Annotated in this window: 21 protein-coding genes; 8 read left to right on the forward strand and 13 right to left on the reverse strand. The window is 72.5% G+C overall.

What is annotated here, in order from left to right:
* Window positions 1–48: 48 nt before the first annotated feature.
* From rfaD to KIT14_09585, 3 genes are all read right to left on the reverse strand, one after another.
* Entirely contained in the window at window positions 49–1041 is a 993-nt protein-coding gene (gene rfaD, locus KIT14_09575) for an ADP-glyceromanno-heptose 6-epimerase (GenBank protein MCW5890789.1), read from the reverse strand.
* A 2-nt stretch (window positions 1042–1043) separates the two neighbouring features.
* Window positions 1044–2024, reverse strand: a complete 981-nt coding sequence (locus tag KIT14_09580; GenBank protein MCW5890790.1) for a deoxyhypusine synthase family protein — start codon at window positions 2022–2024, stop codon at window positions 1044–1046.
* A 74-nt stretch (window positions 2025–2098) separates the two neighbouring features.
* Entirely contained in the window at window positions 2099–3637 is a 1539-nt protein-coding gene (locus tag KIT14_09585) for a hypothetical protein (GenBank protein MCW5890791.1), read from the reverse strand.
* Window positions 3638–4005: 368 nt separating this feature from the next.
* On the opposite strand from KIT14_09585, the gene KIT14_09590 reads away from it, so the two are divergent.
* Window positions 4006–6426: a sodium-translocating pyrophosphatase gene (locus KIT14_09590; protein ID MCW5890792.1), complete on the forward strand. Its 2421-nt coding sequence runs from the start codon at window positions 4006–4008 to the stop codon at window positions 6424–6426.
* Between the two features lie 121 nt (window positions 6427–6547).
* Here KIT14_09590 and KIT14_09595 read toward each other — a convergent pair whose 3' ends face one another.
* Entirely contained in the window at window positions 6548–7816 is a 1269-nt protein-coding gene (locus tag KIT14_09595; GenBank protein MCW5890793.1) for an HlyC/CorC family transporter, read from the reverse strand.
* Window positions 7817–8067: 251 nt separating this feature from the next.
* On the opposite strand from KIT14_09595, the gene KIT14_09600 reads away from it, so the two are divergent.
* On the forward strand, window positions 8068–8478 hold the full coding sequence (locus KIT14_09600) for a hypothetical protein (protein ID MCW5890794.1): 411 nt from the start codon (window positions 8068–8070) through the stop codon (window positions 8476–8478).
* Between the two features lie 7 nt (window positions 8479–8485).
* Here KIT14_09600 and KIT14_09605 read toward each other — a convergent pair whose 3' ends face one another.
* The 9 genes from KIT14_09605 to KIT14_09645 all read right to left on the reverse strand — a co-directional run bounded on the left by KIT14_09605 (window position 8486) and on the right by KIT14_09645 (window position 17788).
* Entirely contained in the window at window positions 8486–9631 is a 1146-nt protein-coding gene (locus KIT14_09605) for an ABC transporter permease (protein ID MCW5890795.1), read from the reverse strand.
* Entirely contained in the window at window positions 9628–10731 is a 1104-nt protein-coding gene (locus KIT14_09610) for an ABC transporter permease (GenBank protein MCW5890796.1), read from the reverse strand. The genes KIT14_09605 and KIT14_09610 overlap by 4 nt, the downstream gene beginning before the upstream one ends.
* On the reverse strand, window positions 10728–11681 hold the full coding sequence (locus KIT14_09615) for an ABC transporter ATP-binding protein (GenBank protein ID MCW5890797.1): 954 nt from the start codon (window positions 11679–11681) through the stop codon (window positions 10728–10730). The genes KIT14_09610 and KIT14_09615 overlap by 4 nt, the downstream gene beginning before the upstream one ends.
* On the reverse strand, window positions 11678–12619 hold the full coding sequence (locus tag KIT14_09620; protein MCW5890798.1) for an ABC transporter ATP-binding protein: 942 nt from the start codon (window positions 12617–12619) through the stop codon (window positions 11678–11680). The genes KIT14_09615 and KIT14_09620 overlap by 4 nt, the downstream gene beginning before the upstream one ends.
* Window positions 12616–13620, reverse strand: coding sequence for an HlyD family efflux transporter periplasmic adaptor subunit (locus KIT14_09625; protein MCW5890799.1), 1005 nt, complete (start codon window positions 13618–13620; stop codon window positions 12616–12618). Before KIT14_09625 ends, KIT14_09620 begins: the two co-directional genes overlap by 4 nt.
* Window positions 13621–13624: 4 nt before the next feature.
* Window positions 13625–15091 (reverse strand): TolC family protein, encoded by a 1467-nt coding sequence (locus KIT14_09630; GenBank protein MCW5890800.1) that lies wholly within the window; start codon window positions 15089–15091, stop codon window positions 13625–13627.
* Window positions 15078–15746, reverse strand: coding sequence for a CerR family C-terminal domain-containing protein (locus KIT14_09635; GenBank protein ID MCW5890801.1), 669 nt, complete (start codon window positions 15744–15746; stop codon window positions 15078–15080). The genes KIT14_09630 and KIT14_09635 overlap by 14 nt, the downstream gene beginning before the upstream one ends.
* Before the next feature lie 82 nt (window positions 15747–15828).
* Window positions 15829–16608, reverse strand: a complete 780-nt coding sequence (locus KIT14_09640; protein MCW5890802.1) for an SDR family oxidoreductase — start codon at window positions 16606–16608, stop codon at window positions 15829–15831.
* Window positions 16601–17788, reverse strand: coding sequence for a cytochrome P450 (locus KIT14_09645; GenBank protein MCW5890803.1), 1188 nt, complete (start codon window positions 17786–17788; stop codon window positions 16601–16603). Before KIT14_09645 ends, KIT14_09640 begins: the two co-directional genes overlap by 8 nt.
* Window positions 17789–17879: 91 nt before the next feature.
* On the opposite strand from KIT14_09645, the gene KIT14_09650 reads away from it, so the two are divergent.
* From KIT14_09650 to KIT14_09675, 6 genes are all read left to right on the forward strand, one after another.
* The gene (locus tag KIT14_09650) at window positions 17880–19697 is read left to right on the forward strand and encodes a DUF2868 domain-containing protein (GenBank protein ID MCW5890804.1); all 1818 of its coding nucleotides are present in this window, start codon (window positions 17880–17882) and stop codon (window positions 19695–19697) included.
* 33 nt (window positions 19698–19730) lie between these two features.
* Window positions 19731–19922 carry a ferredoxin gene (locus KIT14_09655; protein MCW5890805.1) on the forward strand — a complete coding sequence of 64 codons (192 nt, stop codon included), beginning with the start codon at window positions 19731–19733 and terminating at the stop codon, window positions 19920–19922.
* A 493-nt stretch (window positions 19923–20415) separates the two neighbouring features.
* A complete protein-coding gene (locus KIT14_09660) occupies window positions 20416–21072 on the forward strand; it encodes a hypothetical protein (GenBank protein ID MCW5890806.1) in 657 nt (218 codons plus the stop codon).
* A 72-nt stretch (window positions 21073–21144) separates the two neighbouring features.
* Window positions 21145–22242: a hypothetical protein gene (locus KIT14_09665; protein ID MCW5890807.1), complete on the forward strand. Its 1098-nt coding sequence runs from the start codon at window positions 21145–21147 to the stop codon at window positions 22240–22242.
* Window positions 22243–22403: 161 nt separating this feature from the next.
* Window positions 22404–23432, forward strand: coding sequence for a glutathione S-transferase C-terminal domain-containing protein (locus KIT14_09670; GenBank protein MCW5890808.1), 1029 nt, complete (start codon window positions 22404–22406; stop codon window positions 23430–23432).
* Window positions 23433–23502: 70 nt separating this feature from the next.
* Window positions 23503–23784: a hypothetical protein gene (locus tag KIT14_09675; GenBank protein MCW5890809.1), complete on the forward strand. Its 282-nt coding sequence runs from the start codon at window positions 23503–23505 to the stop codon at window positions 23782–23784.
* Window positions 23785–23791 lie beyond the last annotated feature (7 nt).

Consider the following 23791-nt stretch of genomic DNA (forward strand, 5'->3'; position numbering starts at 1 on the left):
GACGGAGCCCGGTGCGCAGATGCGCGGGCGTCCGCAGGGCGACCGGGGTCAGGTGCCGGGCGCGGGAGCGTGTGCGAGGAGCCAGCGCACGTAGGCGCGGACCCCGTCCTCGAGTGCGACCGTCGGGTGCGCCCAGCCGGCGGCGGCGAGACGGTCCATCGTGGCCTCCGTGCGGTACTGATAGCGCGCACGCAGATCGATCGGGGTGTCCGTCCAGGTGATGCTCGGCGGCACGCCCAGGGCGGCGAAGGTCGCGTGCGCGAGGTCGAGGAACGTCCGCGCCGTCCCCGTGCCGAGGTTGTAGATGCCGCGGGGAAGCGGGCGGGCGAGCGCGAAGTGGAGCGCGTCGACCACGTCGTCGACGTGGATGAAGTCGCGCCGCTGGTGGCCGTCGGGGACGTCGGGGCGGTGGCTGCGGAACAGGCGCACCGTGCCGCTCGCACGGATCTGGTCGAAGGCGTGCAGGACGACGCTCGCCATACGGCCCTTGTGGCGTTCGCCGGGGCCGTAGACGTTGAAGAACTTGAAGCCGGACCACGCCGGCGGGCTCTGGCCGGCGCGTTCGGCGTCCAGCACGAAGCAGTCGAAGCGCTGCTTCGAGTCGCCGTAGAAGTTGAGCGGCCGGAGCCGCGGGATGCGGGCCTCGTCGTCGTCGAAGCCTTCGCTGCCGTCGCCGTAGGTCGCCGCCGAGCTGGCGTAGACCATCGGCACGCGCTCCGCGACGGCGAACTGCCACAGGCGCTCGGAGTAGCGGACGTTGACGCGGTCGAGGTACGCGATGTCCGTCTCGGTCGTGTCGGTGCAGGCGCCGAGATGGACGATGCCCGCGAGCGGCGGGCGGTCGCGCTCGAGCCAGGGCAGGAGATCGTCGCGGTCGACGATGGCGCCGAAGTCGACGTCGCGATGCTCGGCCCGCGCGCCGAAGTGCGACGCCTTGTCGGCCGAGGTGCAGGCGATGCCGCGGCGCGTGCACGAATCGACGAAGCGTGCGCCGATGAAGCCGGCGGCACCCGTGACGAGGAGCGGCGCGGCCGTGTCCACGCTCACTGTCCGAGCAGATACGCGAAGACGAGCGGCACGCAGATGGTCGCGTCGGACTGGATCATGAACTTCGGCGTGTCGACGTCGAGCTTGCCCCAGGTGATCTTCTCGTTCGGCACCGCGCCGGAGTAGCCGCCGTAGCTCGTGACCGCGTCGCTCACCTGGCAGAAGTAGCCCCAGAACGGGACGTCCTCGATTTTCAGGTCCTGGATGATCGTCGGCACGGCGCAGATCGCGAAATCGCCGGCGATGCCGCCGCCCACCTGGAAGAAGCCGACGCTCGGCTCGTGGGTGCCGCGGTTGCAGTTGTCGAGATACCAGCGGATCAGGTGCTCCATCTGCTCGGTGCCGCTCTTCACGCACTGATGGTGCGCGAGCGTGCCGCGGTAGCAGGCGGCGGCGAACATGTTGCCGGTCGTGCTGTCCTCCCAGCCCGGCGCCCAGACCGGCAGGCCGGCCTCCTGGGCTGCGAGGAACCAGCTGTTCTCCTTGCCGATGCGGTAGTGACGCTCCATCGAGCCGTCCTCGAACACGTCCCAGAGGAACTCCGATTCGAACTTGCGCTCGCCCGCGGCGCAGGCGGCCTGCCAGCGCTCGAGCAGCCGCGCCTCGAGGTGGCGCATGACCGTCTCGGGGATGCAGGTGTCGGTGACGCGGTTGAAACCGCGCTCGTAGAGGGCCTTCTCGTCCGCCGCCGACAGCGCGCGCCAGTCGGGGATGATCTCGTAGTCGTCGTAGGCGAGGAGGTTGAACAGATCCTCCTCGAGGTTCGCGCCGGTGCAGCAGATCGCGTGCACCTTGCCGGCGCGGATCATCTGCCCGAGCAGGTTGCCGATCTTGGCGGTGCTCATCGCGCCGGCGAGCGTGATCATCATCTTGCCGCCGGCGCCGAGGTGCGCTTCCCAGGCGCGCGCCGCCGCGACCAGCTCGCGGGCGTTGAAGTGCAGGAAGTGCTCCTCGAGGAACCGCCGGATCGTGCCCATCGAAAGCGTATAGCGAGCGGGTCCGCGTCGGGCTACCCGCAGCGGGGGCGGCGTGCCGCCCCCGCTGCATCCGGTCAGGGCAGGACGGTGTTCGAGGAGATGGCGACGTTGGTCGCCGTCGCCAGCGAGGCGCTGCTCAGCTTGACGAAGTGATCGGCGGTGCCTACTGCCTCGGCGACCGCCCAATCGCTCTTCGAGTAGAGAGCGGTGGCCAGCGTCAGGCTGTCCTTGTCGCGGCAGTTCGCGCCGTTCTCGCCCGTGACCCAAAACGTGGTACGCGCCGGCACGCCGGCCGAGACGTCGACGCAGACCTCGGCCGCCGCGAGGTTGTAGCCGCCGAACACCGGGTTCGCGCAGAGCGACGCGCTGGGCGGATCCTGCACGCCGCTGTAGCGGAAGTAGGTCCAGCCGTTGGCGCAGGAGACGCTCTTCCCGCCCGTGAGGATGAAGCGGCCATCGCCCGCGCTCGTCGCCGGGTTGCCCGTCGGCGCGGCCGGGAAGCCGAGCGCCAGGTAGACGTACCCGTTGTTGCCGAGATTCTGCATGCCCTCGATGCGGAAATGACGGCCCGTGCCGGCCGTCGGCACGCAGAGCGGCTGGAAGTCGGCGGTCGCCGGGTTCACCGCCGTCTGGCAGAACGTGCCAGCCGCGCCGCCCAGGATCGGATCGACCGGCGGCGGGGCGCAGGTGCAATCGGCGTTGCAGGCGCCGGGGCAGATGCCCGTGTCGGCGCCGTCGCACGCCTCGGTGCCGGTGCGGACGCCGTCACCGCAGGTGCCGCACGGTGAGAGCGTGCCGTTCGGGCTGTTCGGATCGGTGGCGTCCTCGCGGTTGAAGAGGCCGTCGGTGACCTCGTTCAGGACCGCCCCGACGACCGAGCTGACGCCCACGGCGGCGGGTATCGTCACCTTGGACGCGGCTTTCGCGACGCAGGTCGCGACCACCGGATGGGCACCGGGGCCGACGAGACAGACGGGACCGTTCGTCGTGGCGCCGCCGCCCTTCGAGCCCTTGGCGTCGAGCTCGCACTTCTGCTGGCACTTGAAGACGCCCGACGCGTACTTCGCGAGCTGCGCGACGGCGTTCTTGACGCAGGCGATGCGGGCGGCGCTCGTGGAGGCGCCGAGGCTCGCGCAGCCGGCATCGACGACGGTGAGGAGCAAGCCGAGCTGGCCCTTCACGGCGCTCGCGTCGGGTGCCTCGACGAGGGCCTCGTAGGCCGGCAGGCCGCTGCACTGCTGGACGCCGGGTGCGCCTGGGTCGCAGTCGCCGGGACAGCCGATGCCGACGTAGTCGGTGCCCTTCTTGGCGAGCGTCTGCTTGAGATCGCACTTCGCGATCGCGGCCTGGAACTTCGCGGTTTCGGTGCCGGGCGTCGGCTCGTAGGCCACGGCGCCGGTCGTCAGGTCGCATTCGACGCCCGACACGACGCCGCGCGCCTCGCACTTGGTCGCGGCCTTCACCAGGCAGAGGGTGTATTTGGATTGCTGCTTCGCGACGTCCGCGCGCAGCTTGATGGCCGCCTTGTCGGCGACCGGATCGAGCACGTGGGCGAGCGCGCCCGTGCCCAGCGCCAGCACCAGCGCGCCGGCAGTGAGGATCCTCGTCGTCATTCGCGTCTCCTTCGTAGTGTGCATCATCGGCCGGGATTTCCGTGTCAGACGCGTTCGAGACGCTGAGCCGGGACTGGGACGACCTCAGTGACGACGGGAGCCGAGGCCCGTGCTCGTAGCGAAATTGAACTTCATTTTCAATAGGAATCGGCGCGGCGGCCGGCGGGGCGAAGCGATCGCTCGCCGGCTTCCGGTCTTCCCCGGGCCGGCGAGGTCGCTCTCGCCATGGAGGCGCCAGGGGCCAGACGAGGCCGTCCCGGGCGCCGCCGGGATCGTCGGGCACACCTGGGGCTCCGAGCTTTGCATCCCCAGGCGCCATCGGCTAGAAACCGGCGCCTTTTGCCATCCCCCCTCCAGGAGGAGTGAGAATGCACCTGTTGTTCCGAGCCGCCCTCACGGTGCTCGCGGTGCTGGGCGCGACCGTCGCCCAGGCTGCCACCGAGGGACACAAGAGCGAGATTGACCTCGTCGTCCCCGACCTCACCCATGCGACGTTCCTGGGTATGGCCGGCAACCACCTGCTCATGATCGGCCTGGTCGTCTGCCTGCTCGGGCTCGCGTTCGGGCTCGTGATCTACGGGCAGCTGAAGAACATGCCCGTGCACCGGTCGATGCTGGAGATCTCGGAGCTGATCTACGAGACCTGCAAGACCTACCTGATCACGCAGGGCAAGTTCATCCTCATCCTCGAGCTCTTCATCGGCACCATCATGGTGCTGTACTTCGGGGTGCTGCGGGAGATGCCGGTGGTGAAGGTCGCCACCATCGTCCTCTTCAGCCTGATCGGCATCGCGGGCAGCTACGTCGTCGCCTGGTTCGGCATCCGCATCAACACCTTCGCGAACTCGCGGACGGCGTTCGCGGCGCTCGAGGGCAAGCCGTTCCCCTGCTACGCGATCCCGCTGAAGGCCGGGATGAGCATCGGCATGCTGCTCATCTCCATCGAGCTCTTCCTGATGCTCTGCGTGCTGCTGTTCGTGCCCTCCGACTACGCCTACCCGTGCTTCATCGGCTTCGCGATCGGCGAGTCGCTCGGTGCCTCGGCGCTGCGCATCGCCGGCGGCATCTTCACGAAGATCGCCGACATCGGCTCCGACCTCATGAAGATCGTCTTCAACATCAAGGAAGACGACGCTCGCAACCCCGGCGTGATCGCCGACTGCACCGGCGACAACGCCGGCGACTCGGTCGGCCCCACGGCCGACGGCTTCGAGACCTACGGCGTCACCGGCGTGGCGCTGATCTCCTTCATCCTGCTCGCGGTCCCGGACGACACCGTGAAGGTACAGCTCATCGTGTGGCTGTTCGCGATGCGCGTCATGATGATCATCGCCTCGGGTGCCTCGTACCTCATCAACGAGGGCATCCAGGTCGGTCGCTTCGGCAACGCGTCGAAGATGGACTTCGAGAAGCCGCTGACCGAGCTGGTGTGGCTCACCTCGATCGTCTCCGTCGTCATCACCTACCTGATGTCGTGGCTGCTCATCCCCACCCTCGGCGGCGACCCGTCGCTGTGGTGGAAGCTGTCGACGATCATCACCTGTGGCACGCTCGCGGGCGCGATCATCCCCGAGGTGATCAAGATCTTCACCTCGACCAACTCGGGCCACGTGCGCGAGGTGGTGCAGGCGTCGGAAGAGGGCGGCGCGTCGCTGAACGTGCTCGCGGGCCTCACCGCCGGCAACTTCAGCGCCTACTGGATGGGCGTCGTCATCGTGACGCTGATGGGCATCGCCTTCTTCGTCAGCCTCGCCGGTCTCGGCGCGAATCTGCCCGGCACGACCACGCCGATCATGCTGGCGCCCGCCATCTTCGCCTTCGGCCTCGTGGCCTTCGGCTTCCTCGGCATGGGCCCGGTGACGATCGCCGTCGACTCGTACGGTCCGGTGACGGACAACGCGCAGTCGGTCTACGAGCTGTCGCTGATCGAGAACGTTCCGAACGTGAAGGAGGCGGTGAAGAAGGAGTTCGGCTTCACTCCCGACTTCGACAAGGCGAAGGACTTCCTCGAGGAGAACGACGGCGCCGGCAACACCTTCAAGGCCACGGCCAAGCCGGTGCTCATCGGAACCGCCGTGGTCGGTGCCACGACCATGATCTTCTCGATCATCATGGCGCTCACCCACGGCCTCACCGAGAACCTGCAGAACCTCTCGGTGCTGCACCCGCCCTTCCTGCTCGGCCTCATCATGGGCGGTGCGGTGATCTACTGGTTCACGGGCGCCTCCACGCAGGCGGTGTCGACGGGCGCCTACCGCGCGGTGGAGTTCATCAAGCGCAACATCCGCCTCGAGGGCGTCGAGAAGGCCTCGATCGAGGACTCCAAGAAGGTCGTCGAGATCTGCACGCAGTATGCGCAGAAGGGCATGTTCAACATCTTCCTCACGGTCTTCTTCTCGACCCTCGCCTTCGCCTGTCTCGAGCCGTACTTCTTCATCGGCTACCTGATCTCGATCGCGCTCTTCGGCCTCTTCCAGGCGATCTTCATGGCCAACGCCGGCGGCGCCTGGGACAACGCGAAGAAGGTCGTCGAGACGGAGATGAAGGCGAAGAACACGCCGCTCCACGCCGCGACCGTCGTCGGCGACACGGTCGGCGACCCCTTCAAGGACACCTCGTCGGTGGCGATGAACCCGATCATCAAGTTCACGACGCTGTTCGGGCTGCTCGCGGTCGAGCTGGCGATCACGCTGCCGTTCGGCGTCAGCATCGGGCTTGCCGCCGCGTTCTTCGTCGTGTCGGCGGTGTTCGTCTACCGCTCGTTCTACGGGATGATGATCAAGAGCTGAGCCCCGCGGCTCGGTTGGGCAGGACGAAGGCCCGGCGGCGCGGACGCGTCGCCGGGCCTTCGCACGTCCGGGGCGGGGGCGCGGCGGCGCGGGTCGGGCCGAAAGGCCCCGGTACCCCGGGTCAGCCGCTCGCCTGCGACGACTCGGGCTCGGCGGGCACGGCGGTGACGAGCACCGACTCCACCCGGCGCCGCACGACCCGCTCGGCGCGGAACACCAGGTTCTCGCAGCGCACCTCCTGGCCCTCGCGCGGGATGGCGCCGAGGAGACCGAGGAGGAGCCCGCCGACCGTGTCCCACTCCTCGCTCGGCAGCTTCACGCCGAGCTTCTCGTTGAGGTCGTGGATCGGCATGGCGCCGTCGACGCGGAAGACGCCGTCGGCGAGCGCGACCATCTCGGGCTCGTCGGGGTCGTACTCGTCGGCGATGTCGCCGACCAGCTCCTCGAGGACGTCCTCGAGCGTCACGAGACCCGACACCGAGCCGTACTCGTCGGTGACCAGCGCCAGGTGGAACTTGTGCCGTTGCATCTCGCGCAGGAGGTCGGCGACGCGCTTCGACTCCGGGACGAAGTGCGCCGGCCGGATCACCTCGACGAGCGGGGTGTCGTCCTTGTCGAGGCCGAGGACCTTGAGCACGTCCTTCGCGTAGACCACGCCCTCCACGTGGTCGAGCTCGTTGCGGTAGACGGGGATGCGCGAGTAGCCGTGCTCGGTGACGGTCTCGAGCACGCGCGCGATGGGCTCGCTCACCTCGACGGCGACGATGTCCGGGCGCGGCACCATGACCTCGCGCACGAGGGTGTCGCCGAACGTGAACACCGAGTGGATCAGCTCGCGCTCCTGGGCGTCGATGCTGCCCTCCTCGTGTCCGACCTCCGCCATGCTGCGGATGTCCTCTTCGGAGACGAACGGTCCCTGCTTCAGGCCCTTGCCGGGAAGCAGCACGTTCGCGAGGCCGATGAGGAGCCGCGTCGGCCCGCTCAGCGCGCGGCCGAGGAAGAAGACGACCGGGGCCAGGGCCAGGGCGGCGCGGTCGGAATGCAGGATGCCGAACGTCTTCGACATCGCCTCGACGACCACGAAGTAGATGATCGTGAACACCACCGAGGCGACGGTGATGACGAGGGTGTCGTTCTGGAAGTACGTTTCGGCGATCAGCGCGACCAGGATGGCCGAGCCGTTCTGCACGAACATCACCGCCAGATAGACGGCGTTCAGGTAAGCGGGCGGATCGGACTCGATGCGCTCGAGCAGGCCGGCGTTGCGCCGCCCCTCCGACTTGAGGGCGAGGGCACGGACCTTGGTCATGCGGCTGATCGACGCTTCGGCGGCCGCGAGGATCGAGCCGAAGACGATCAGCAGGGCGACGACGAGGAGGAGCGGTGTCATGCCGGCGGGCTCCACCGGTGGAAGGGGCGTCCGGGGGGCTCGCTCATCGTCGCCCGAACCCCGCCGCCAGGATCCGACGGCCCGGTGGTTTCAATCTGCGGGCCGCTCCGGGGCCCCGGTCCGTGGCGAGAAGATGGTGGCCATGAGGACTGACGGGCGGAGCATACCAGAATCCGACCGGATGTCAGGAGCAGCCGCAAGCGCTCCGCGCGCGGGTTGACGGTCCCGCGGTCCGACGGTAGTGGCCGGGCGTGCGACGGCTCGAGCTGAAGCAGATCCACGTGTGCCAGCGCTGCGGCCGCGGCCGCGCAGACCTGGCGTCCGGATCGGCCGTCGTCATGCGGGTGTCCCTCGATCCGCTGCGCGCGCGGGAGCTGGCGGGCGAGGAGGATCCCTGCGTCCCGTGGCTGAGCGCCTTCCTCCTGGCGCAGCTGCGGCGCGAGGGCCGCGAGCCGCACGAGGTCGTCATCGACCTCGGCCCGGGCGGGCTGCGTTCGCTGCTCTCGTTCTCGCGGGCGGGTGAGCCCGAGGTGCTGGCCTGCACGGCGCAGGAGGGGCTCGGCGTGGCCGTGCGCGGCGCCCTGCCGCTCTACGCCACCGACGAGGCGCTGGCGCACGAGGCCAGCCAGAGCGACCCCGAGCCGTCGGACACCGTGCACTGACCGCCGGCTACGCCAGCCGCGGCTTCAGTCGCCAGCGGATCGCGGCCAGCAGGACGGCGAAGATCGCCAGCATCGCCAGCATCGGCACGACCACGTCGCCGAGGTCGCCGCCGCGCGCGAAGATGCGGCGGAGCGCGATCTGGTACCAGCGCAGCGGCAGCACCGTGCCGGCGACGCGGATGGCGGGCGGCATCAGCTCGTACGAGAACATGACGCCCGAGAGCACGAACGACGGCAGGATGAAGAACACGGTCAGGAAGACCGCCTGCACCGAGCTGCGCGCGAACGCGGACACGAACACGCCGATCGCCAGCGACGCGAGCACGAACGGCAGGGTCACGATGCCGAGCGCGACCAGGCTGCCGCGCGGCCAGATGCCGAACGCCAGCCCGGCGCCGAGGATCGCGATCGCGAGCAGGACGTAGCTCACGACGACGAGCGGGACGAGCTTGCCGAGCACGATCTCGAGCGGCGTCGTCGGCAGCGACAGGACCTGCTCGAAGGTCCCCGACTCGCGCTCGCCGACGATGCCGAGCGCCGTCACGCTGAGGCAGAGGTTCGTCAGCAGCACCCCGGCGAGGGTGGCGAGAAAGAAGTCCCGGTCGGCGAGCGTCGGGTTGTAACGGAAGCGCTGGCGGACGTCGATCGGCCCCGCCGGCGGCCGCGGCTCGGGCTCCCGCGCGCGCACCGGGGCGTCGCGCGCGGGGGCGAAGGCCTGCACCGCCTGCGCGACGTACGCGCCCACGCGCGCCGACGAGAGCGGGTCGCTGCCGTCGAGCAGCACCTGGACGGCGGCGTCGCCGCGCAGGAGCGCGCGCCGGAAGTCGCGCGGGATCACGACCACCGCCACGAGGTCGCCGCGCTCGAGCATGGCCCGGGCCCGCTCGTAGCCGTCGACCGGCGTCGGGGCGAGGAAATAGCCGGTCGTGCGGATCTCTTCGACCAGGCGGCGCGACGGCCCGCTCTGGCTGCGGTCGACCACCGCCCACGGCACGTTCGCCGGCGTATTGGAGAGCCCGAGCCCGAACAGCAGCAGCATCACGATCGGCTGCGCCAGCACCGTGCTGAGGAAGCCGCGGTCGTGACGCAGCACGGTCGCCTCGCGGTAGGCGACGGCGCCCACGTTCGCCAGCATGCGCCGCAGGCGGATCACGCCCGCGTCCCCAGCGTGCGCAGCGCCGCGCCGAGCAGCAGGACGCTGAAGACGGCGAGGATCGCGAGCTCCGGCAGCAGGTCGAGCGGCCCCTCGCCGCGCAGGTAGACGCCGCGGCTCACGCGGATGTAGTGCGTCGCCGGAAACAGCTCGGTCACCCACTGGAGCGGCACGGGCATGTTGCGGATGGGGAACGCGAAGCCCGAGAGCTGCACCAGCGGGATGCTGAAGAGCACGGTCTTCTGCACCGCCTCGGCCGGCGTCGCCGACGTCGCCGAGAAGATGAGCCCCAGCGCCAGCGACGTCAGCACGTAGAACGACGAGACGATCACGAAGAAGGCGACGCTGCCCGCCGGCCACACCCTGAGCAGCAGCCCCGCGACGACCACCATCAGCACCACGTCGAGCGCGAACACCGCGCCCATCGGCAGCAGCTTGCCGAGGAAGATCTCGAGCGACGTCGCCGGCGTCACCTGGAGCTGGTCGAACGTGCCTGCGAGACGCTCGTTGACGACGGCGACGGCGGTGATGAGCGTGGTCAGGAACGACAGGACGAAGCCGAACACGCCGGCGACCATGAACGGCGTGCCCGACAGCTTCGGGTTGAAGAAGACGCCGGTCGTGACGGCGATGCCGCTGCCGCCGCGGGTCCCGCCGAGGCGCGCGCCGGTCGAGGCGACGATGCCCTGGAGCGAGGCCTCGGCGTTGCCGGCGAGGACCGCCTCGGCGCCGTCGTAGATCACCTCGATCTCGGGCGTCGGCCCGCCCGCCAGCAGCCGGCGGCCGAAATCGGGGGGGATCACCAGGCCCGCGCTGGTGCGTCCCGAGCGCAGGCGGGCGTCGATCTCGGCGCGTGTGCGGACCAGCTCGGGCGTGAACGTGTCGCCGGCGGCGAGGTCGGCGAGGAGGCGCCGGCTCTGCGGGGAGTGGTCGCCGTCGAGCACCGCGAGGCGCAGGCCTGTCGCCTCGGTCGAGAGCACGAAGCTGAAGGCGAGCAGTGCGAGGATGGGCACGAGGACGAGCGTCGTCATGGTGAACGGATCGCGCAGCGTGGCCCGGGTCTCGCGGCGCAGCAGCGTGCGCAGGCGACGCCAGCTCATGCGGCGCTCCCGCTGGGGGCGGCCGCGGCGGATTCCAGCACGCGGCGGAACACGTCGAGCATCGAGGGCTGCTCGATCCGCACGGCGCCGGGCGTCGCGTGCTGGAGCGCCGCGAGGACGGCGAGCCGCGCGTCGCCGAGCCCCGGGGCGTGCGCCACGAGGCCGTCCGCGTCGCCGGTGACCGTGAAGCCCGCGTCGCGCAGCCGCGCCGCGGCGGCGTCGCGATCCGGCGCCGGCAGCGTCACCGTCACGCGATAGCCGTCCGAGAACCGCTCGCGCAGCGCCTCGGGCGTGGCGTCGGCGACGAGGCGGCCGGCATCGATGAACGACACCCAGTCGCAGTACTCGACCTCCTCGAGGAAGTGGGTGGTGACGAAGACCGTGACCCCGCGCGACGCCTCCTCGTGGATCACCTCCCAGAAGAGCGCGCGGCTGCGGACGTCGACCCCCGCCGTCGGCTCGTCGAGGAAGAGCAGCCGCGGCGCGTGCAGCATGCTGACCGCGAGGCCCGCGCGCTGCCGGATGCCGGCGGGCAGGTTCTCGGGCCGCTCGTCCTCCGCCTCGGCGAGCGCGAAGCGCGCGCGCAGCGCGTCCCACCGCCGCGTCAGCCCGTCGCCCTCGAGGCCGAACAGGCCGGCGTAGAACTCGACGTTCTCGAGCAGCGTGAGCCCCTGATACAGGCTGACCTTCTGGCCCATGTAGCCGATGCGATCGCGCACCGCGCGCGGATCACGGCGGACGTCGACGCCGTCGACCCGGATCGTGCCGGCCGTGGGGTGGAGCAGACCGATCAGCATGCGGATCGTCGTGCTCTTCCCCGAGCCGTTGCCGCCGAGGAACGCGAAGATCGCGCCGCGCTCGACGTGCAGGTCGAGCGCGTCCACCGCCGTGAAGTCGCCGAAGCGCTTCGTCAGCCCCTCGGTGCGGACGATGGCCGCGTCGTCGGTCACGGCGGCGCTCCGGCGGAGTCGTTCGAGAGCGCGAGCAGCGTCGACTCCATGTCGATCGCGAGCGGCTCGACGAAGCGCACGCGTGCGCCGGGCAGGGCGGCGAGGTCGGCCAGGACGCGGGCCGCGCCGGGCGAGCGTGCGACCGGCACCTCGATGCGTGTCGCGCGGCCGGTCACGCGGGCGCCGCGCACGTAGGGCAGGGCGCGCGCCGCCGTCGCCGCGGCCCGGGCGTCGTCGGTCCACACGCGGTACAGCTCGAGGCCGATGTGGGCACGCAGCTCGGCGGGCGTGCCGGTCGCGATCGGGCGGCCGTCGTCGAGGTAGAGCAGGCGATCGCAGCCGGCAGCCTCGTCGAGGTAGCTCGTCGAGAGGACGACGAGGGCGTCGCGCCGCACCTCGGTGAGCAGCTCCCATATCTCGCCGCGCGCGACGACGTCGACGCCGGCGGTAGGCTCGTCGAGCACCAGCAGGTCGGGACGCGGCAGCAGCGCGTTCGCGACCGCGAGCTTCATCTTCATGCCGCCGGAGAGCGCCCCCGCCGCCCGGGCGCGAAACGGCTCCAGCGCCGTGCGCGTCAGGAGCTCGCGGCTGCGGGCCGCGAACTCGTCGGCGGAGAGGCGGTGCAGCGTCGCGGTGAAGCGCAGGTTCTCCTCGACGGAGAGGTCGCGGTGGAGGCTGAAGACCTGCGGCACGTAGCCGACGCGCGCCTTCAGCGCCTGCACGTCGCCGCGCAGGTCCTCGCCGAGCACGCAGGCGACGTCGGCCTCCACCTCGAGGAGCCCCGCGAGGGCGCGCAGCAGCGTCGTCTTGCCGGCGCCGTCGGGGCCGACGACGCCCAGGATCTCCGGTGCCTCGACCCGCAGATCGACGCCGGCCAGCGCGACGCGGGCGCCGAAGCGCTTGCGCAGCCGCACGAGATGCACGAGCGGCTCGCTCATTCCCCCACGAGGTAGACGTCGCCTTCCGTTCCGGGCTGGAGCCCCTGGGCGTCGGCGAGCGTGATCTTGGCGCGGTACACCTGGCCGAGGCGGTCGTCGCGCGTCTCGATCTTCTCCGGCGTGAAGTTGGCCTGGTCGGCGACGAACGACACCTCGCCCGCGAGCCGCTGTCCCGGCCGGCTGTCGAGCTCGACCTCGACCTTGCGCCCGAGCCGGAACGCCGCGACGTCGGCGACGGGGACGTAGAGCTGCACGTAGGTGTCCTTCGGATCGAGCACCGCGGCGACCGGCGTTCCCGGTTGGGCCAGCTCGCCCGGCCACACCAGCTGCGTCTGCGCGACGGTGGGCACGGCGGGGGCGTGGATGGTGAACTTGCTGCGCAGGACGACGAGCTCGTCGAGCTGCGCCGCCGTCACCGCGCGCTGCTCGCGCAGCACGTCGAGCTGATGGCGGGCCAGCGCGATCTCGCGCTCCTCCGCCTGTGCCCGCCCGAGCATCTCGCGGGCGCGCTGGAGCGCGCTGCGCGACTGGTCGCGGGCGCTGCGTTGGTCGTCGAGCAGCTGGCGCGTGCTGGCGCCGGTACGCGCCAGCTCCTCCTCGCGTGCGTAGGTGCGCTCGGCGAGCGCCGCCGCGGCCTCGGCCTGGCGGACGTCGGCGGCGGTCGCGTCGCGCTGGCGGACCCAGGTTTCCCCGACGAGCGTGACCTGCTCCCCCTGGCGCCGGATCTGCGCGTCGAGCATGTCGACCTCGGCTCGCTTCGCCGCCTCGCGCGCGGCCACGTCGCGGTCGTCGAGGCGCGCGAGCACCGCGCCCGCGGCCAGCGACGCGCCCTCGCGGAAGCCGACGTCGAGGACGCGGCCGGTGACCTCGCTGCGGATCACGCGCTCCTCGCCCTCGACGAAGCCGGTGTAGCGGTGCGGCCCGCCGTCGCGGCGGAGCCAGGCCACCGCGGCGACGGCGGCGAGGAGCAGGACGACGATGACGACGGCGCGCTTCGGCATGACGCTACCTCGTGGTCGCGGCGAGCGCGGCGAGCGGCAGACCCAGCAGCTGCTGGAGCTCCGCGCGGCGCGTGTGCGCCTGGTAGAGCGCCGTCGCGAGCGTGGCGCGCTGGGCGGCGAGGCGGGTCTCGGCATCGAGGACGTCCTCGCTGGTGGCGCGGCCGGACTCGAACTGCTGCTGGCGGATGCGCAGGTTCTCGTCGGCCTGCGTGACCGCGGTGCGCGCGGCGGCCAGCGCCGCGAGCCGCTCCTCGACCGCCCGCCGCGTCTGCCGCACGGCGCTCTCGAGCCCGCGCAGCTCGCGCTCGATGGCGGTGCGGTTGCGGTCGGCCTCGATGCGCGCCTCGGCGAGGCGGGCCTCGCGGCGGCCGTCGGTGCCGAGGTCCCAGGAGAAGCCCACGTAGCCGCCGCCGATCGTGTCCGGCTGGACGATCTGCTCGCTCGTCCAGTCGATCGAGCCGCCGCCCTCGAAGCGCGGCAGGCGGCTGCGGGCGAGCGAGCGCGCCGCCTCCTCGAGCCGCTGCTGCTCCTCGAGCAGCGACGCCAGCACCGGGTTGTGGGCGAACGCGTCCGCGAGCGCGGCGTCGGCGGCCGGCAGCGCCGGCTCGCCGAGGACGTCCTGCACCTCGGTGGGCGCGTCGACCGGCCGGCCGGTGGCATCGTTCAGCGCCCAGCGCCACTGGTCGACGGCGAGCTCGCGCGCCACCAGCTCCTGCTGCACCTCGCTCAGCGCCACCTGCACGACGAGCAGCTCGTTGCGCGTGAGGCGGCCGGCGTCGTAGCGCGCCTGCGCCGTGCGCCGTTGCTCCTCCTGCGCGGCGATGCGGCCGCGCGTGACGAGCCGCAGGCGCTGCGCCTCGAGCAGGCCGAAGTACGCGCGGATGGCGACCAGCTGCTCCTGCAGCGTGGTCGCCCAGAGGCGCGCGGCTTCGCCGCGGTAGCCGGCCTGCGCCGAGCGCAGCGCCGTCCACAGCTCGCCGCTGAGGTCGAGCGGCACGGCGACGGTGCCGGACACGCGCCCGACCTCGGCCTCGCGGATCGCGACCACGGGCGGGATCGCCCCCGGCGGCAGCAGGCCGGGCGGCAGCTCGATCGCCGTCGTCAGCGGGTCCGTGTACCAGGTGTAGCGGCCCGTGCCGGTGGTCGCGGGGAGCAGGCGGCCGCGCGCGTCGCGTACGCGCGCCCCGGCGGCGTCGAGCGCGTAGCGCGCCTCGAGGATGCGCCGATTGCGCTGCGCGGCCAGCTCGACGACGTCGGGGAGCGCGAGCGGGCCAGCCGGCACGGGCGCCTCGTCGCCGGCGCCGCCGTCCAGCGGTACGGCCGCGGCGGCGGCGCGGGCCGCCAGCTCCGCCTGGCGGCGCTGCACCGACCAGCCGCCGTCGCCCTCGGGCTTCGTCAGCACGGCGACGGGGCCGCAGGCGGCGAGCGCCAGCGCGGCGCTCGCGACGAGGACCAGCTCACCGCGGCGCACGGAGCCTCCGTCGCGGGCGCACCGCCGCCAGGCCGCCGAGCGAGAACGCGGTGATGTGCTCGGCCATGTCCCGTGCGAAGCCCTCGGGGTAGCGCTTCCAGCCGAGGATGCGCAGCGCCACCGGCATGCAGAAGCGGTAGAAGACGACCTGCGCGACGATGCTGCGCGCGCAGCGGTCGACCGTCTCGGCGTCGAGCTGCGGCGCGAGGCAGCGGATCAGCCGGCAGAGCTCGTCCATCTGCGGCGCGACGAACTCGTCGACGATGACGGGCAGCGCCTCGCTCGGATCGGTCATCTCCCGCTGCATCAGCGTGCCGTGCAGCCCGATCGGCGGGCCGAGCAGGAGATCGAGCATCACCTGCACGCGGTTGCGCAGCGTGGTGCGCGCCTCGGCGCGCGACAGCCGCTTCACGTCCGACGGCGGCAGCGCGCCGCGGGCCGCCATCGTCGCCTGGATGCGCGCGAACTGCGCCCGCAGCACCTCGAGGTAGAGGTCCTTCTTGGAGCCGAAGTGGTAGTGGCCCGCCGCCAGGTTCACGCCGCCGCGCTCCGCGATCTCGCGCGCCGTCGTGCCGTGGAACCCGTGCGCCGCGAACAGCTGCGCCGCCGCGTCGAGGAGCTTCTTGCGGGTGCGTCCGGGGTCGCGACGGGTCACGAACGAACGTTTAAAACACATGTTTCACAAGAGGCAAGCACGCGGCGCCGGTGCATCGCTCGCGTGCGCGACGGGGGTGCGCTCAGCGGAACATCAGCGCGACGTCGGGGCCCATGCGCAGCGTGTGTCCGCCGTCGACGGACAGCACCTGGCCGGTGACCCAGCCGGCGTCGTCGCTGGCGAGATAGAGCGCCGCACGGCCGATGTCCCAGGCGCTGCCCAGGCGACGCAGGGGCATGAGATCGCGGTAGTTCTCGACGACCGCGGGGACGCTGGTGAGCGGCGTCGCGAGGTCGGTCGGAACCAGCCCCGGCCGGATCGCGTTCACACGCACGCCGTGCTCGCCGAGCTCGTCGGCGGCGCAGCGCGTGAGCATCTCGAGCCCGGCCTTCGAGACGCAGTAGGCGCTCATCAGCCGGTGGGTGAGGGCGCCCGCGATCGACGAGACGTTGACGATCGATCCGCCGCGACCGCCCGCCACCATCGCCGCGCCCTGGTGCTTCACGCAGTGGAACGTGCCGTCGAGGTTCGTACGCATGACGCGTGCCCACTCGTCGGCCGGGTGGGTGGTGACCGGCGCGAGCGAGCCGGTGCCGGCGGCGTTCAGCGCCACGTCGAGCCGCCCGAAGCGTGCGACGACCTCGCCGACGACCCGCTCGACATCGGCTTCGACGCCGACGTCGCCCGCGAAGGCGGCGGCGCGCTCGGCGCCGAGCGCGGCGACGGCGCCGGCCAGGCGGCCCTCGTCGCGGCCCATGAGGGCGACGCGGGCGCCGGCGTCGGCGAAGGCCTGCGCGCAGCCGAGGCCGATGCCGCTGCCGCCGCCGGTGACGAGGGCCACGCGGCCGGAGAGGTCAGGCATGAGCACGCTCCTCGGGAGTGTACACGACCGGCATCGTCGACCAGCCGCGGATGAAGGTGGACGGATAGCGCTCGGCGCGCGCCGCCTCGGGCACGCGCATGTCCGGGAAGCGCCGCCGCAGCTCCTCGAAGAGCACGCGGATCTCGAGCCGGGCCAGGTTGGCACCGAGGCAGAAGTGCGTGCCGACGCCGAACGCGAGGTGGGGGTTCGGATCGCGCCGCACGTCGAAGACGTCGGCGTCGGGGAAGACCGACTCGTCGCGGTTCGCCGAGCCGTGGAGCATCACCACCTGCTCGCCGGCGCGGATGCGGGCGCCGCCGAGCTCGAGGTCGCGGGTGGCGGTGCGCCGGAAGTTCATGATCGGCGTCACCCAGCGCAGGAACTCCTCGATCGCCGTCGGCAGCAGGGTCGGGTCGAGGGCGAGCGCGGCGCGCTGCGCGGGATGCCGGCTGAGCGCGAGCATCGCGCCCGACACCGTGTTGCGCGTGGTCTCGTTGCCGCCGACGAGGAGCAGCAGTGCGGTGCGCAGCACGTCGTCGGCGTCGAGCCGGTGGCCGTCGACCTCGCCGGCGAGCAGCTTCGAGACGAGGTCCTCGCCCGGCCGGATCGCCTTCGCGGCGGCGACGGGCCGATGGTACTCGCAGAACTCCTGGTACGCCTGGATGACGCTCTCGAGCGGCTTCGACGCGTCGCCGACGTTCATCTCGTCGGACCAGTGCTGGAGGCGCCGCCAGTCCTCCTGCGGGTAGCCGAGCAGCTCGGCGATCACGAGCATCGGCAGCGGCATCGCGACCTCGGCGACGAAGTCGCACGTGCCGCTCGCGGGCAGCGCGTCGAGCGTACGCGCGACGATGTCGCGCACGTGCGGCCCCAGCTGCGCCACCATGCGCGGCGTGAAGCCCTTGTTGACGAGGCGCCGCGTCTCGGTGTGGCGCGGCGGGTCGAGCGAGATCAGCGACGGGTCAGGGCCGACGTTGGGCCGATAGCCCTGCGACGAGCAGAACAGCTCCGGGTGCGTCGACACGTAGGCGACGTCGGCGTGGCGGGCGACGACCCAGAAGCCGTTCGCCGCGTCCCACCAGACGGGCGCCTCGCGCCGCAGCCACGCGTACGCCTGCCACGGATCGGACAGGTAGAAGTCCACGTCGAGGAAGTTCATCGGCGGCGGGGCCGCGGACATGCGGCCCGCATAGGGTCCCCGTGCGCGTGGTGTCAAGGAAGCGAACGCGCGTTTCGTCCGGCGGGCGCGTGTGGCACGGTGGCCCGACCCGATGAACGACGCCGACGCCGCCCGCGTCCTCCTGGTCCACGCCGTCGAGACCGAGGCGCCGGCCCTCACCGCCGACGTGCAGGCCGCCGCCTTCGCGCATGCGGGCCACGTCGACGACGAAGCCGCCTGGCTGGTCCGACGCGCGAGCTTCCTCGTCGGGCGCCTGCCGCCGGCGGTGCGCGCGCTGGAAGGGCTGGCGCGGGCGCCCGGGCGGGCGCTGTGGGTGCTCGTCGCCGCCGGGCTCGTGCTCGGCGCGGTCGCGAACTCGTTCGGGCCGTCGGGCGCGGTGTCGGTGCTGTGGAATCCGCTGCTCGTGCTGGTGGCGTGGAACGTGCTCGTGGTCGTGCTCGGACCGCTCGTGCGCGTCGCCTGGCGCCGCCGCCCGCGCGCCACGCCGCCGGCGATGCCGGCGCTGCGTGGCTCCCTGCCGCGCCTGCCCTGGCTCGTGCGACGCGTGCTGTCGCCGCTCTGGCCGGCGGCGTGGATGGCGCTGCAGCGCGAGCGCGCCGCGGCCGCCGGTCTCGCCGCGGCCGAGCTGCGCGCGATCGCGGAGCGCTTCTGGGCGTCGTGGCGGGACGCCGCGGCGCCGCTGCTCGGCGTACGCACGCGCCTCGTCCTGCACGCGGGCGCGCTGGCGCTCGTCGTCGGGGCGATCGCCGGCGTCTACGTGCGCGGCGTGTTCCTCCAATACGACGTCGTCTGGCGCAGCACCTTCGTGCGCGATCCGGAGGGCGCCGGCACCGTCGTGCGCCTCGTCCTCGGCCCCGCGGCCCTGCTCGCCGGGCGGACGTTCACCGGCCCGCTCGATCCGGCGCTGCTGCTGCGGTCCGAGGGTGCGCCGGCGGCGCCGTGGATCCATCTCTTCGCGCTGACCGCGCTCCTCTTCGCCGTCCTCCCGCGACTCGTGGCCGCCGCGCTCTCGGCGGCGTCGGCGCGGCGGCAGGCCGCGGCGATCGCCGTGCCGCTCGACGCCGACTGGGTGCGCGCGCTGGTGCAGGCCGCGCGCCGCCGCGAGCGCTGGCTGCGCGATCTCCGCGACGGGGTCGTCGGCTGCGTCGACGAGGCCGCGCGCGCGACGGCGCGATCGCTCGCGCAGACGGCGTGCGAGGAGCTGTTCGACGGCCGCATCGCGCCGGCGCTGGCCGCGTTCCGCGTCCGCGGCGGCCGCATCGCCGACCTCGAGGCCGACGTGCATGCGCGCGCGGACGCCTACGGCGCGACGCTCGCCGCCCACGCCGAGGACGCGCACGACGACTTCGTGCGTGCCGTCCAGGCGTGCGTGGTCCGCCGCGGCGGCAGCCGTCTCGACGGCGAGGTGCGCTGGGACACGACGGCGCCGCAGGTCGCCGCCCCGGGCGTCGGTATGGCGCTGGCGACCGACGTCGCCGATCTCGCGGGCGCCGCCGCCAGCATCGCGGCGGCACCCCTCGGCGCCGCGCTCGGCGGCGGCGGCGGGCTCGCGCTGCTCGCGCACGTGCACCTGCTGGCCGGCGTCGCGGGCGGGCCGATCGGGCTCGTGCTCGGCGGCGTCGGCGGCCTCGTCGTCGCCGGCGCCGGGTGGTGGCTCGGGCGCGACTGGATCGGCGAGAAGAGCAAGAACCTGCATCTGCCGCCGGCGGCGCTGCGCGCGCTGCTGCCCTCGCGCCGGCTCGAGACGCTGCTCGGCGAAGCGCGCGAGCAGTACGCGGATGCGCTCGAGCGCACCGTCCGCGAACGGCTCGCCGCCGCTGGTCCGTCCGCGGCCGACGCGGTCGTGCGTCGGCTCGAGGGCCGTCTCGCTCCCGACGAGTGGCCCGATCCGGGACGTGTGTCGTCTTGACCCGACGGCGGCGATGCCGGCACATGGCGCCCCATGCGCGTGATCGTCGACCCCGGGCTCTGTGAGGGCAACGCCGTGTGTTCGCACGTCGCGCCCGAGGTCTTCGTCGTGGGTGACGACGATCTCGCCCGCGTGAAGACGGATCCCGTCGACGAGGCGCTGCGCGCGAAGGTCGATCTCGCCGTGCGCCGCTGTCCGCGGCAGGCGCTCACGCTCGTCGACTGACGCGCCGGCGGCGCCTGGCCCCGGCGCCGCGGGCGACCCGCTCCGGCCGGTTCCCGTTTCTGGGCACGAACGGCTCCGCCACGCCCCCGTCCACCGGACGAGCGTCTCGCAGGCCAGCCCGTCTGCTCACTTGCTAGTCGCGAGTCCGAGCTTCACCACCAGATCTCGGGCGGCCTCGCGCCGTCCGGCTGCGTCGCTCCTCCTCGCCATCGCGACGGCCGGGGTCTTCGGCGGGCGCCGGCACCGGGGCACTTCGCCTCTGGCGAGGGGCGGCGCCCCGTAGCGATCTTCCGGCGCGGCGCCGCATCCTCGCGTCACGTCGTCGTCCGCGTCGTGGCACGCCGAGTGCTCTTTGCCGCCCGCAGGTCGCGTGGCGCTGGCGTCGCCGCCTGGGCTGCGACGCCCGGCCGCGTGGCCATCGGAGGCACCGGCGCGGGACGTGCCTGCGGGCGCTCCCCGCCGAAGGGACCACCAACACAGAAAGGGAGGAGCGATGACACACAAGACGATTGCGGCGATGGCGGCCGTGGCGCTCGCGCTCGGCCAGTGGACGGCACCCGCGGTGGCGCAGCAGACGGACGTGTTCAGCCTCAACTACTTCGATCACGCGTACGGGTGGGATCAGGCGAGCGCGGATCCGTCGGGCTCCAACTTCCAGGATGCGAGCGTACGCATCACGAACCCCGGCACGCAGGGTGCGCCGACGCTCGCGGATCCGACCAACGGCGACCTCTGCGCCATGATCTACGTGTTCCGGCCCGACCAGCAGCTCGCCGAGTGCTGCGGCTGTCCCGTGACGCCGAACGGTCTCGTCACGCTGTCGGTGAACCGGCACCTCACCTCGAATCCGCTCACCGACGACCCCTTCCCGTCGGGCGTCGTCAAGATCCTCTCGTCCACCGGCACGGTGGAGACCGGCCGCAGCGGCCACAGCTACCTGCGCTGCAACGCCGCGGCGCCGACGCCGACGCCGACGCTGCTCGCCTGGGGAACCCACATCCAGGGCTCGGGCGCGTTGACCGAGACCGCGTTCACGCCGGCGGCGCTCAGTGCCGACGAGCTGGATTCCATGGTCGGTCGCTGCGGCGACATCCTCGGCAACGGCAGCGGCCACGGCGTCTGCGAGTGCCCGTCCGAGGGACACCCGTGAGCGCGACGTCGGGGGTCTGCGCGGGCACGTCGCCCGCCGCGGCTCCGACCTCGGAGAAAGGAGGGCACCGCCATGTTCCGGATGCACCCTGAGTCCCGTGCGGCCGCCGTGGCCGCCGCGGCGCTCGCCGTCGTCTGCGCGAGCCCGCGCGCGCGCGCCCAGACGCTGCCGAGCGGTATCTTCGCCGTGGACCGCTTCGCGTGCGCCGGCTCGCCGACGGCGAAGAGCCTCGACGGCGACGTCCGCATCACCAACCCGGGCAGCATCGGCCTGAAGGCGTGGGGCGCCCACGTCGAGATCACGCCGGACGGGTCGGCGAGCGCCGTCACCGAGACGCCGTTCCAGGAAACCACGCTGAGCCCGAGCGAGCTCGACGAGCTCACGGGTCGCTGTGCGGCGATCGTGGACAACGGCAGCGGCGCAGGTCGCTGCTACTGCCGGCCCGAGCGCGACGCCGCGGCGCGGCCCGGCGTCGTGGAGCCGGGCACGCTCTGTGCGAACCTCTACGTGTTCGCGGCGGACCAGCAGCTGGCCGAATGCTGCTCGTGCCCGCTCACACCCGACGGCCTCGTGACGGTGCCGGTGCGTGACCTGACGTCGAACCCGCTCACCGGCGACGTGCTCGATCGGGGCGTGGTGGCGATCCTCACGTCGCTGCCCTCGTCGAGCGGGGAGTGCGATCCCACGGTGCCGCAGCTGCCGGTCGTTCCCACCACGACCACGACGACCACCAGCACCAGCACGACGACCTCCACGACGGTCCCCGGCGCCTCCACCACGACCACGGTGACGACGCCGCTGCCGACGACCACCACGAGCACGACCGAGGCGACGACGGCGGCGTGCGACGGCCTCGCGGGCGTCGCGCTCGTCGACTGTACGCTCGGCGAGGCGGCTGCCGCGAGCGGCTGCGACTCCACGACGGCCAGCGCCGGCGTGCGAAAACAGCTGCGCAAGCGGATGCGTAGCCTCCAGCATCGGCTCGATGCCGCCGACGCCAGGGGCGGGACGGCGTGGACGAAGGCGATGCGCCGCGCCGGCAAGCAGATCGACGGCGTCGAGCACATGCTCACGAAGGCGGCGAAGCGCCGCCACGTGTCGGCATCGTGCATGACGGCGGTCGAAGCGAATCTCGCCGCCGCCCAGGCGGCGATGGACACGCTCGAATAGGGAGGGGCGCGATGGGCGGCGGGACCGTGGCGTCCCGCCGCCCGGAGGGAGGACGTCCATGGAACCCCGCGCCGACCGCCGCGTCGCCGCGACCGTCCGACGCACTCGGGTTCCGCACTCGGGTTTCCTCCTGGCACCAGCCGTGCCAATAGACGCCCGTCATGCACGATCAGCCGCTCACCATGGTCGGAATGCCCGGCTCGCCCTACAGCCGCAAGCTGCGCGCGGTGCTGCGCTATCGCCGCATCCCCCACGTGTGGGTGACGGCGCTGTCGCCCGAGGCGCGCGGCCTGCCGCGGCCGCGGGTCGAGCTGCTGCCGCAGCTGATCCTCCCCGGGGCGGACGGCACTCCGGCGGCGCACACCGACTCGACGCCGCTGATCCGCCACCTGGAGGCGACGCACACCGGCCGTCGCGTCGTGCCCGCGGATCCCGTGGTCGCGTTCGTCGACGCGTTGCTCGAGGACTACGCCGACGAGTGGCTGACGAAGGCGATGTTCCACTACCGCTGGGCGTTCGCGCCCGACGTGGCGCACGCGCAGCGCCTGCTGCCTCGATGGGCGCATGGGCAGGCGCCCGAGGCCGACCTCGTCGCCATGGGCGAGGCGTTCGGCGCGCGCCAGGTCGGGCGGCTCGGCGTCGTCGGCTCGAACCCCCGGACGGCGCCGGTGATCGAGGACTCGTACCGCCGCCTGCTCGCGCTGCTCGACGCGCGGCTCGCCGAGGCGCGCTTCGTGATGGGCGGCCGGCCCGGCGCCGGCGACTTCGCGCTCTACGGCCAGCTGACGCAGCTCGCCGGCTTCGACCCGACGTCGCGCGCGATCGCGCTCGACCTCGCGCCGCGCGTCGTCGCCTGGGTCGACGTCGTCGAGGATCTCTCCGGGCTCGCGCCGCACGAGGACCAGTGGCTGCGGCGCGACGCCGTTGCGGACACGGTGCGCGCGCTCCTCGTCGAGGTCGGCCGCGTCTACGTGCCGTTCCTGCTCGCCAACGCCGACGCCGTCGCGCGCGGCGCCGAGCGCGTGACCGCGACCATCGACGGCCGGCCGTGGACGCAGCCGCCGTTCCCCTACCAGAAGAAGTGCCTCGGCTGGCTGCGCGACGGCCGCGCCGCGCTCGCCGACGCCGACCGCCACGCGCTCGACGCCCTCCTCGCCGGCACCGGCTGCGAGGCGCTGTTCGCATCGTGACCCGCCGCCCGGGGGCGCGATCTGCGCCGCCCCGCTTGCTCGCGCGGCGGCCGCCCCACACACTCGTCGCATGGGCATCCCGGCCGCCTTCTGGAAGCGCTGCTCGACCTGCAAGAAGGAGATTCCGTTCGTCGCGACCTACTGGGTCTGCAACGTGTCCACCTGCAACCGCCCGCGCGTCGCGCTGGCGTTCTGCTCCGTGTCCTGCTGGGACGCGCACGTGCCGATGCTGCGCCATCGCGACGCCTGGGCCGAGGAGCAGCGTGCGCCGACGCCGGCGGCGTGGGAGCGCGAGCAGCAGGCGGCGGCCGAGAAGGAGCGCCGCCGCACGACCCGCGCGCCCAGACGCTGACGCCAGC

The sequence above is a fragment of the bacterium genome (genome assembly GCA_026129405.1).
GTDB lineage: Bacteria > Desulfobacterota > Binatia > DP-6 > DP-6 > JAHCID01.

Coding starts and splice junctions, on each gene's coding strand:
- KIT14_09660 (MCW5890806.1), top strand. CDS start 20,416: ATGACACACAAGACGATTGCGGCGATGGCGGCCGTGGCGCTCGCGCTC.
- KIT14_09640 (MCW5890802.1), bottom strand. CDS start 16,608: ATGCCTGACCTCTCCGGCCGCGTGGCCCTCGTCACCGGCGGCGGCAGC.
- KIT14_09675 (MCW5890809.1), top strand. CDS start 23,503: ATGGGCATCCCGGCCGCCTTCTGGAAGCGCTGCTCGACCTGCAAGAAG.
- KIT14_09650 (MCW5890804.1), top strand. CDS start 17,880: ATGAACGACGCCGACGCCGCCCGCGTCCTCCTGGTCCACGCCGTCGAG.
- KIT14_09585 (MCW5890791.1), bottom strand. CDS start 3,637: ATGACGACGAGGATCCTCACTGCCGGCGCGCTGGTGCTGGCGCTGGGC.
- KIT14_09655 (MCW5890805.1), top strand. CDS start 19,731: ATGCGCGTGATCGTCGACCCCGGGCTCTGTGAGGGCAACGCCGTGTGT.
- KIT14_09580 (MCW5890790.1), bottom strand. CDS start 2,024: ATGGGCACGATCCGGCGGTTCCTCGAGGAGCACTTCCTGCACTTCAAC.
- KIT14_09625 (MCW5890799.1), bottom strand. CDS start 13,620: ATGCCGAAGCGCGCCGTCGTCATCGTCGTCCTGCTCCTCGCCGCCGTC.
- KIT14_09620 (MCW5890798.1), bottom strand. CDS start 12,619: ATGAGCGAGCCGCTCGTGCATCTCGTGCGGCTGCGCAAGCGCTTCGGC.
- KIT14_09645 (MCW5890803.1), bottom strand. CDS start 17,788: ATGTCCGCGGCCCCGCCGCCGATGAACTTCCTCGACGTGGACTTCTAC.
- KIT14_09590 (MCW5890792.1), top strand. CDS start 4,006: ATGCACCTGTTGTTCCGAGCCGCCCTCACGGTGCTCGCGGTGCTGGGC.
- KIT14_09595 (MCW5890793.1), bottom strand. CDS start 7,816: ATGACACCGCTCCTCCTCGTCGTCGCCCTGCTGATCGTCTTCGGCTCG.
- KIT14_09670 (MCW5890808.1), top strand. CDS start 22,404: ATGCACGATCAGCCGCTCACCATGGTCGGAATGCCCGGCTCGCCCTAC.
- KIT14_09665 (MCW5890807.1), top strand. CDS start 21,145: ATGTTCCGGATGCACCCTGAGTCCCGTGCGGCCGCCGTGGCCGCCGCG.
- KIT14_09610 (MCW5890796.1), bottom strand. CDS start 10,731: ATGAGCTGGCGTCGCCTGCGCACGCTGCTGCGCCGCGAGACCCGGGCC.